Source organism: Phenylobacterium sp. (assembly GCF_044372605.1).
Lineage (GTDB): Bacteria > Pseudomonadota > Alphaproteobacteria > Caulobacterales > Caulobacteraceae > Phenylobacterium.
Genome location: NZ_JBILRO010000127.1, coordinates 1 through 9,294, shown reverse-complemented (window position 1 = coordinate 9,294; position 9,294 = coordinate 1). Strand labels below are relative to the sequence as shown.

The following is a 9,294-nucleotide window of genomic DNA, read 5'->3' as shown; positions in this document are numbered from 1 at the left end:
CGCGTTCGCGACTGACCGTTCGGCGATCGGTAAGGTCGCTGTCGGCTTCCAAGCCAACTTCATCGACAATGTCGCTCTGAACAAGCAGCTGCAGGCGGTGATCGCTGCAGCCACCGCGGCCAACGCGGCCGGCGGAACCTTCCCTGTGCCGAGGCCTAATCCGGCATTGGCCAACAATGTGGAAGAGAAGATCATCTCGGGCTATGCGCAAAACACCTGGGCCTGGGACCGCCACAAGCTGCTGGCCGGCCTTCGTGTCGAGCAGTCCAAGGTTGAGGCAACCGGAAGCGCGCAGGTCGGCGCTGCGCTCGTTCCGCTGAGCCTGGAGTCGGACAATACCCAGATCCTGCCCAGCCTGCACTACACCTACGACTTCAGTGACGAGATCAAGCTGCGTGCGGCGTTTATCACAGGCGCGGCGCGTCCGAGCTTCTCCGACCAGCGCGCCTCCGTCTCCATCAATGATGCGGCCGGCGTTCAGAGCATCAGCGGGGGCAATCCGACCCTGACGCCCGAGACGGCATACGGCGTCGACCTCAGCGCCGAGTGGTACTTCGAAGCAGCCGGCCTTCTATCCGCCAGCTATTTCCGTCGTGAGGTGAAGGATGTCCTGTTCGATGCGACCGAACTTGTTGGAGACACCCGGTTTGATAGCGGCGGCGTCAGTCGCTCCGGCTACACCTACTCCACGACCCTCAACGGCGGCGACGGGTTCCTGCAGGGGGTAGAGTTCTCATACTACCACCCGTGGACCTTCCTTCCGGGGCCCATGTCGGGCCTTGGCATACAGGCCAGCGTGGCGTTCCTCGACGGAGAGTTCGATATCGGCAACGGGCGTAAGGCGCCGTTCCCTGGCACTTCGGACCGGATCACCCAGGCAGCGGTCTTCTACGAGAAGTACGGCTTCTCACTCCGCTTGAGCTGGCAGCACCGGACCAGCTGGATTGACGAAGTCTCCCCCGGCGCGACGTCCGCGGGCGATCTCGTTTGGGATGCCCAGCAGCGGGTGGAATTCTCGGGGCGCTATCAGGTCAATGACAACATCACGTTGTATGCCGACGTCAACAACATAACCAACGAGCGGGGGCTGCGCTTCCAGGGGACCCTCGACAGACCGTATGAACTTGAATACTTCGGGCGCCGCTTCCTCTTAGGGGTCAGAGCGCGCTTTTAGGGTTTTGCGGGATCAGATGTGATCATCTGGTCCCCAGGCAGCCGCCCAACAGCCCCATTCAAGCCTGGATGGGGTTGTTGGCGGTCGACCGGAAACAGCCCGCGAGTATTGATAGCGACACCTTGCGCCATAATGGTTCCGGGCTGACGAGATCGAAGCCGGTCGGACGCAGTTGCAGGTTGAGTGTTGCGATTCCGAGGTGCGGCGTCTCGGCACCCCGCAATTTAACTCTGCCATGGTCGCGCTCAAAATGTACGAGCGAGAACTCGCTTACCCGGTTCGGGTGATTGCGCCTGAATCGGACAGGCTTTTGGAGCCGTAGACGAATTCCGGGCCGTCGAGATCGATCTTTGGCAAGGCGGTGCGCTCGGCCCAATAATCCTGGGTATGGCGCCATTCCGGCTTGTCGCCGGCCTTCGGCATGCGCGACATGCCGCGCATCAGATAGCCGGGGTTGAAGTCGTCGGGATCCACCCAGGGCAGACGCGGCATGTCCTGATCCTCGGGCCGCAAGGCTACCTCGACCTTGCGCACGCCGCGGTCATCCATGTGTTTGAGCAGGCGGCAGACGAAGTCCGAGACCAGATCGACCCTGAGCGTCCAGCTCGCCCGGAAATAGCCGAACACCCAGATCAGATTGGGCACGCCGGTGAACATCATGCCGCGATAGGTGACCGAGTCCGCCAGATCGACCGGCCGGCCGTCCACCATGATCGGGATGTCGCCCAGAACGCTCAGATCGAAACCGGTGGCGGTGACGATGATGTCGGCCTCCAGCGTCTCGCCGGACTTCAGGCGCACGCCGGTAGCGGTGAAGGTCTCGATCTCGCCGTCGGCGACGCTGGCCTTGCCCGACATTACGGAGCGGAACAGGTCGCCATCCGGAACGAAGGCGATGCGCTGGCGCCAGGGGCGATAGCGCGGGGTGAAGTGGCGTTCGGTAAGCTCGGGGCCGACGAAGGCGCTGACCCCCGCCAGCAGTTCGGCCTTGACCGTGTCGGGCTCCTCACGCGCCCGCAGGGTGAACGCTGCCTGATCCTGAAGCAGCTTTCGCCGTACGATCTCATGGGTCCAGGCGGGATCGACGTCGAGGGCGTTGAGCTGATCGGCCAGCTCGTTGGCGTTGCGGCCGGGAATGAAATAGGTCGGCGAGCGCTGCAACAGGGTCACATGCGCGCAGTCGTCGGCGATGGCCGGCAGCAGGGTTGCGGCCGTGGCCCCTGAGCCAATCAGCAGAATGCGCTTGCCGTGGTAGTCCAGATCGTCGGGCCAGCTCTGGGGGTGGACGATGCGGCCCTTGAACCCGGCCATGCCCGGCCATTCCGGCGTATAGCCCTGATCGTGGCGATAGTAGCCCTGGCCCATCCAGAGGAAGTTGCAGGTGAAGGTCGCCTCGGCGCCGTCGTTGCGGCGCGCGCGGACGGTCCATAGCGCCGCTGCTGTATCCCAGGCGGCCTCGACGATGCGGTGGCCGTAGCGGATGTGGCGCGCCAGATCGTTCTCGGCGATCACCTCTTCCAGATAGTCCAGGATTGCGGAGGCTGCGGCGATGGGCGGCCCGATCCAGGGCTTGAAGCGATAGCCGAAGGTGTAGAGGTCGCTGTCAGAGCGGACGCCCGGATAGCGATGGGTGCGCCAGGTGCCGCCACACCCGTCCAGCGCATCCAGCACCACGTAGGACTTGTCGGGACACTGGTCGCGCAGGTGATAGGCGGCGCCGATCCCGGAGATGCCTGCGCCCACGATCAGGACATCGAAGTGCTCGTCAGCGGGCGTCGCACCGGAAACCGCTCTGTCCATCTTGTTCGCTCCTCTTTCAGCGCATGACTACGCTTCTTTGGCGCCCGGTGTGAAGGTCAACACCACCATCGCGCCACCGAAGTGGGCGGCGCCCAGGCGTGCGAAGCCGTTCAAGCGTTCGGCAACGGCGGCGATCAGACCGCGTCCGCGCATGGGGTCGGGCGACAGGTCGATCATCCCCATGCCGTTATCGCGAATGCTCAGGCGCACACGGGCCTCGCTGCGCTCCATCTTGACCCAGATCTTCAAGGCGCGCCCCGGCGGGCTTGCGTAACGGCGCGCATTCTCCACCGCCTCCAGGGCCACAGCGCCTACAAGCGCCAGCTCGTCGGCCGAAAAGCGGATGGTGGAATCGCCGCCCACCTCGGTGTCTAGGGCCGCCGCCGGGGCGAACAGGGCCGACAGAAAGTTGACGGCGCCGGCCTCGACGCCCGCCACGCCCTGGGCGCCCAGCCGATCGGCGACCCTGCGGTCCAGGTCCCCGGCGTTGAGGCCACGCCACCGGGCCGCCTCGCGCGCCACCGAGGCGATGGCCAGGATCATCGGGTCGGTCGACGCAGCGGGGACCGTGAGGTCGGAGGTCGAGACTTGCACATCCAGCTCCTGATTGCCGACACAGCGGCGGCAGATTGAGAAGCCAGTCGGACCTATTCCTCAGGTGCGCGCCTTGATAAGTCGCAAAGCCGCAGGTCAGAACCCGTAGCCGGGCCAGGCGCCCCATCGGTCGCGGCGGTGGTGAGATCGCCCGATCAGCCATCGTCGACCCCTTTGGGAGCCCACAGGCCGTAGGCCGAGACTGGCGTTCTTCTCGTCCCCGGGCTAGCAGACCGCCCCATGATCCGCCTCGACAACATCTCCAAGCAGAACGGCCATCAGATCCTGTTCATCGAAGCCTCGATGGGGGTCCAGAAGGGCGAAAAGGTCGGGCTGGTCGGCCCGAACGGCGCCGGCAAGACGACGCTCTTCCGCATGATCACCGGTCAGGAGCAGCCCGATGACGGTCTGGTCGTGATCGATCCGGGAATGACGATCGGCTACTTCAGCCAGGATGTCGGCGAGATGTCGGGCCAGAGCGCGGTCGCCGCGGTGATGGATGGCGTCGGGCCCGTCAGCGCGCTGGCGACCGAAATGGCCACGCTCGAGGCGGCCATGGTCGATCCGGACCAGGCCGACCAACTGGACGCCATCATGGAACGCTATGGTGAGGTGATGGAACGTTTCCAGGCGCTGGACGGCTATGCGCTGGACGCGCGGGCGCGCGAGGTGCTGGCCGGCCTGAGTTTCAGCCAGGAGCGCATGGACGGCGATGTTGGCCTCTTGTCAGGCGGCTGGAAGATGCGCGTGGCGCTGGCCCGCATCCTGCTGATGCGGCCTGACGGCATGCTGCTGGACGAGCCCAGCAACCATCTCGATCTGGAAAGCCTGATCTGGCTTGAGGCCTTCCTCAAGAACTATGACGGCGCGCTTTTGATGACGTCGCACGACCGCGCCTTCATGAACCGCATCATCGGCAAGGTGGTGGAGATCGACGGCGGCGACCTGATCACCTATTCGGGTGATCTGGACTTCTACGACCAGCAGCGGGCGCTCGGCGAACAGCAGCGCCAGGCGCAGTACGAGCGCCAGCAGGCGATGCTGGCCAAGGAAATCAAGTTCATCGAGAAGTTCAAGGCGCGCGCCAGCCACGCCGCCCAGGTCCAGAGCCGGGTCAAGAAGCTGGACAAGATCGAACGCGTCGAGGCGCCGCGCCGCCGCCAGTCGGTCCAGTTCGAGTTCCGGAGCCCGCCGCGGTCGGGCGACGACGTGATCAGCCTGCGCAATGTCCACAAAGGCTATGGCGACCAGACGATCTATGAAGGCCTGGATCTACTGGTGCGGCGCAGGGAACGGTGGTGCGTCCTTGGCGCCAACGGCGCCGGCAAGTCGACGCTGCTGAAGCTGGTGGCCGGCGCCACCGCGCCCGACCAGGGCACGGTCGGCATCGGCGCCAGCGTCAGGATGGGCTACTTCGCCCAGCACTCCATGGATCTGCTGGACGGCGAGGAGACGATCTTCGAGTCCCTGGACGGTTCGTTCCCGCAGGCGGGCCAGGGTGCGCTGCGCACCCTGGCGGGATGTTTCGGATTCTCGGGCGACGACGTCGAAAAGCCCTGCCGCGTTCTGTCCGGCGGCGAGAAGGCGCGCCTGGTGATGGCCAAGATGCTGTTCGATCCGCCGAACCTGCTGGTGCTCGATGAGCCCACCAACCACCTCGACATGGTGACGAAGGAGATGCTGGTCGCCGCCCTGGCGGACTTCGAGGGCACCATGCTGTTTGTTTCGCACGACCGTCACTTCCTGGCGGCCCTGTCGAACCGCGTGCTGGAGCTGACGCCCGAGGGTGTCCACCAGTACGGCGGCGGCTATTCGGAGTATGTCGCCCGGACAGGCCAGGAAGCGCCAGGGCTGCACCCGGGCGGGTAGCGGTCTCCTTTCAGATGCTGGCGGGGTACTGTCGGTCGAAGGGAGCTTGTCTCCAGATAACTCTGCCAGGCCACGGCGGCTGAGCGATGGGCCTGCCCGAGGCGGTGATCGTCGCCGCTAAGCAAAACCTACTGACGCTTGTCCTCGTCTGATTGGCGGCCCGACCCACCTGTGCCAAGCCTTGCCCCGAAGTACAGCCCGGAGAAGGCGACCATGAACACGGTCGCGAAGGCTGCGCCGTAGGCCGTGAGAATGAAGAAGTTCAGCCAATCGAGGCGCAGCGACCCAAACGTCTTCAGCAGCATGAGACCGACGCTACCGACATAGCCGGAGGCGTCGGCCACATAGATCAGGAACCCCGCAGCGCCCACCCGACCGGTGGCGGCGATCATCCGGTCGAACAGCATGGCGTTGAAGGGTGTGTAGGCCATGTAGAGCCCGGCGCCGGAGGCGATCATCCAGGCTAGCGGCGGCAGCATCCCGAGCTGGAAGGCCAGCGTGGAAAGTCCGAGCAGGAGCGCGCCGGCGATGATCACCCCGTGGAGGATCAGCAGGGCGCCTCGGTTGTCGCGAACGCCCATTGTCGCGGCGAGAACCGCCAGCGCGATCGCCGCCACCGGCAGTTCGCTGGCGGTGAACATCGTCGCAGCCTGGGCATGACCCAGCGCCGCCCAGATCTCCGCCGCGAAGTTGTCGCGGAAGTCGCGTACGGCGGTAAACAGCACATAGGCCAGCACCAGCAGAAGCACCCCGGGCCCATAGGCGCCCAGGAAGGCGGCGCGGTCGTGGCCGCTCATGGGCGCGCGGCGGATCCGTTCGGCCTCGTCCTGAGGCGATGGGGGCGGGAGCTGAGAAAGGCCAAGGACCGATAGCGCCAGCAGCGGAAGAAAAAGCGCGCCCACGGCGGCCGGCATCCAGTGGTCCGAAACCCCTGTCGCCAGGATCCAGCCTCCCACAGTCTTCACCAGGCCCGACGAGACGATGAACGCGCTGCAAAGAATGGCGCCCAGCACCTCGGACGTTCGCCGCCCCTCAACGTAGGAGAAGACCAGGCCCCAGATCAGGCCAAGCGGCAGGCCGTTCAGGAAGAGGGCGGCGATGTTCCAGGGCGCCGGGAGAAGAGCGAAGAGCAGCAGCGCCAGCCAACTGACGCCGACCAGGCCCAGGATCGCGACGCCGCGCCCTGTGCGGCCCGCCTCAGAGATAATCCTGATCCCCGCCAGCTTCGAAAGCGCGTAGCCGACCAATTGGGCGATAACGAGGGCGACCTTGTAGTCGAGCACGTAGTCCCAGCCCGCCACATTATCAAAAGTTGCGGCCGTAAAGGGCTTTCGGAACGCGTACATCGAGAAGTACGCGGCAAACGCCGCTGTGCCGGCATAGGTGCAGAAGATGGCGGGGTGGGCGCGGTCCAGCGCCGAACGAAGCCGGTTCACGCCGCCGCGCCCCGCGGAGCCAGCGGGCACGGGCTCAGCGGACGCAGGGCCTCAGCCACGACCATCACCTCTCGGATCAGCGCGGAGCGACGGCGATCAGCCAGGCAAACGACATAGCCGTTCAACTCGCCGTTGGGCCGTAACCCTTCGATCGGGCGGTAGGCGATGCGCTGATCGGGCGGACATTCCGAAGAGTAGAAAAAGCCCACTCCCAGCCCCAGTGCGATGCCCTCGCGTACCGCCTCACGGGTGTGCATGTCGATGACGCCGCGCGGCTCCACGCCGGCGACGGACATCACCCGCTCCGAGGCCACTCGGGTCCGCGAGGACGCTTCCCGGCGGAGCAGGATTTCATCCCGTATGATGTGGATCGGCAAACTAGCCTCCGCAGTCAGCGGGTGTCCCGCCTGAAGCGCCAGGACCACGTTGTCGGCGAACAGCGGTTCGTAGGCGAAGAGGGGGTCGCCAGGAGGATCGGACGCGATGGCCACGTCGGCCTGTCCTTCACGAAGCGCCGCGATGACCTCGCGCGCATTTCCCACGCGCAGCGAGATGCTGGCATCGACATGACGGCGGTGGAACCCCGCGATCAGCCGGGCCGCGTAGGGCGGTGAATCCGAGGCGATCCGCAAGTTGACGCTGGCGTCCAGGCCACGCGCCTCGCCAAGCAGTTCGTCGACATCGGTGCTGGCTGCGAACAGGCGTTGGGAAATCGCGAACAGGTCGCGACCCAGGGCGGAGAGCCGGAGCGGCGGCTTGCGCCCGTCGAAGAGCGTGACTCCGTGCCGCTCTTCCAGCGCCTTCAACTGCTGCGAGAGTGTTGGCTGGCTAACATTGAGGCGTCGCGCGGCGCGACTTATGCTGCCTTCGATAGCAACGGCGTGGAAAGTGCGCAGGTGCTGGAGATTGACCGCCATCCCGAGAATCTCCTCAATCGTATCGTTTAGCCGTCGGCTATGGCTGTTTCGTGAAACCTCGATTTCGGTCCCATAGGTTCGGCCTATCCCCGGCATAGGCCCAAAGACTTTGAAACGACCCGCATTCCGAGCGTTCCTCGGCACGCTACGACGTCGGCCTTCTGCCGCGTCGCCTGTGAGGGGATTGATCATGCGACTCAGGCTTAAGGCTTTGTTTTGCGCCACCAGCGCGGCCGGCGTTGTGGGATTTGCCGCCGCCGCCCAGGCGGCCGACGCGGCAGCGGAGACCGTCGCCAGTGTCGAAGAACTCGTGGTGACCGGCGAGCCCCTGGCCCGGGCCAACAATGTTGTCGGCGAGCAGCGTATAGAGAGCCTTGCCGGCGGTCAGAACATCGTCGACGCCGTGCGCTTCGTGCCGGGCGTGCAGATCCGTGGCGCCGACGCGTTCAATGGTGACCCGTGGAGCTATGGCATCAACATCCGCGGCTTCGAGGTGAACCTGCGTTCGTCCAAGATCGGCCAGACCCTGGATGGACTGCCGCTGTTCAACGCCTCCTATTACCTCGGTGGCTCCCCGGCGACGAAGTACCTCCTCACCGAGAACGCCGAACGCGTGCAGGTTAATCAGGGCACGGCCGATGTCGGCTCGCCCTCGACGTCGGCCCTGGGTGGTACGCTCGCCTACTTCTCCCGTGATCCGGCGCAGGAGTTCGGCGGCAAGGTCTCGGCGACACTCGCGAGCTACGACAGTCGCCGTTTCTATGCCAGCCTCGACACCGGCGTGATCTTTGGAAACACGCGGGCCTATGTGTCGGTGTCCGACCTCGACACGCACCTCTGGCCGCACGATGGGTCGACGCCCGCCGGACTTGAACAGTTCCATGTGGAGGCGAAGAGCGTCACCGAGCTCGGAGCCCTCACCATCACCGCGCGGGTATCCCACAACGAGAGCGACGACGACCCGGTGATTGAGGCGACCCGCGCTTTCATCGAGCAGACCGGCTACCGCGTTGATGGTTCGGCTTCGGTTTTCAACACGGCCAGCGCAGCGCCTAATGAGTACTGGGCCGACGAGTGGGCCGCCATCCGCGACAACACCTTCGGATACGTCAAGTTCGACTGGCGGGTGAACGACAGCTTGCGCTTGTCGCTGGCGCCCTACGCCCATCGTAACGAGGGCGTGGGCGAGTTCCTGCCGCCGTTCCAGGAGCCGCGCCTGATAGGCACCACCCCCGGAGCCTTGACTCAGGTAATCCTGGGCGGATCGCGCGTCCGCACCACCCAGGCCGACGCCCAGGGGCGGGCCGTCCTGCCTTATGCGGCCGGTGGCGTGGAACGCATCTACACGAACCTGCAGGGCCAGCAGATCCGCTCGTCTGCCTGTTTCAACCCGGACAACACGACGCGCGCCGGCGCCGACTGCTCGTCGGCGCAAAGCTACCGCAACTCAACCTACTACCATCGCCGAACCGGCATCGTGGCGAGCGGCGAGTACGAATGGGGC

General features: G+C 65.3%; 7 protein-coding genes. 3 read left to right on the top strand and 4 right to left on the bottom strand.

From position 1 onward, the window contains the following. A partial coding sequence (locus ACIQ42_RS11265; RefSeq protein WP_397422279.1) for a TonB-dependent receptor domain-containing protein occupies positions 1–1,174 on the top strand: 1,174 nt, incomplete at its 5' end. A 270-nt stretch (positions 1,175–1,444) separates the two neighbouring features. Here ACIQ42_RS11265 and ACIQ42_RS11260 read toward each other — a convergent pair. Continuing rightward, positions 1,445–2,974, bottom strand: a complete 1,530-nt coding sequence (locus tag ACIQ42_RS11260; RefSeq protein WP_397422278.1) for a flavin-containing monooxygenase — start codon at positions 2,972–2,974, stop codon at positions 1,445–1,447. A gap of 27 nt (positions 2,975–3,001) precedes the next feature. Next, positions 3,002–3,568, bottom strand: a complete 567-nt coding sequence (locus ACIQ42_RS11255) for an ATP-binding protein (protein ID WP_397422277.1) — start codon at positions 3,566–3,568, stop codon at positions 3,002–3,004. Positions 3,569–3,808: 240 nt separating this feature from the next. Between ACIQ42_RS11255 and ACIQ42_RS11250 the strand changes: the two genes are divergently transcribed. Beyond that, a complete protein-coding gene (locus tag ACIQ42_RS11250) occupies positions 3,809–5,437 on the top strand; it encodes an ABC-F family ATP-binding cassette domain-containing protein (RefSeq protein WP_397422276.1) in 1,629 nt (542 codons plus the stop codon). 128 nt (positions 5,438–5,565) lie between these two features. Here ACIQ42_RS11250 and ACIQ42_RS11245 read toward each other — a convergent pair whose 3' ends face one another. Further along, positions 5,566–6,873 carry a DUF5690 family protein gene (locus ACIQ42_RS11245; RefSeq protein ID WP_397422275.1) on the bottom strand — a complete coding sequence of 436 codons (1,308 nt, stop codon included), beginning with the start codon at positions 6,871–6,873 and terminating at the stop codon, positions 5,566–5,568. Beyond that, on the bottom strand, positions 6,870–7,790 hold the full coding sequence (locus ACIQ42_RS11240; RefSeq protein WP_397422274.1) for a LysR substrate-binding domain-containing protein: 921 nt from the start codon (positions 7,788–7,790) through the stop codon (positions 6,870–6,872). The genes ACIQ42_RS11245 and ACIQ42_RS11240 overlap by 4 nt, the downstream gene beginning before the upstream one ends. 190 nt (positions 7,791–7,980) lie before the next feature. On the opposite strand from ACIQ42_RS11240, the gene ACIQ42_RS11235 reads away from it, so the two are divergent. Continuing rightward, the coding region (locus ACIQ42_RS11235; protein WP_397422273.1) for a TonB-dependent receptor plug domain-containing protein at positions 7,981–9,294 on the top strand (1,314 nt) is incomplete at its 3' end.